Annotated in this window: 1 protein-coding gene; it reads right to left on the bottom strand. The window is 70.7% G+C overall.

Features of this window, described 5'->3' with window-relative positions; all coding sequences use genetic code 11:
- Positions 1–317: FAD-dependent oxidoreductase (locus tag J0695_RS40010; RefSeq protein ID WP_372445918.1), on the bottom strand; the 317-nt coding region annotated here is incomplete at both ends.

Here is a 317-nt window from a genome sequence, read left to right as displayed (position 1 = left end):
GAACCGACCGCGCCCTGCACGGCACCCGCGAGACCGCCGAGCGCATCCGCGTGCAGGGTGCGGTCGGTCTCGCCGAAGGCGATCTCGACGGCGTGGAAGGCCTTGAGGCGCGCCAACTGGGCGGGTGTGTAGGCGACTTCGAGTACACCACCCTGGTGGATGTCCGCGTCGATCCCCTCGGCAGCGGCGGTCTTCACCACCTCGGTGACCGTGTCGTTCATCGCCTGCTGAAGGCGGACGGCCTGCTCGTGGCCGTGCAGCTTGGCGTAGCGGTCGCGGCCCGCGATGCCGTTGTAGAGCCAGCCGCCGTTGCGGCC

It is taken from the genome of Streptomyces beijiangensis (assembly GCF_017315755.1).
GTDB classification, from domain to species: Bacteria; Actinomycetota; Actinomycetes; order Streptomycetales; family Streptomycetaceae; genus Streptomyces; species Streptomyces beijiangensis.
The sequence above is the reverse complement of the archived record's forward strand: the minus strand, read 5'-3'. Positions and strand labels throughout refer to the sequence as shown.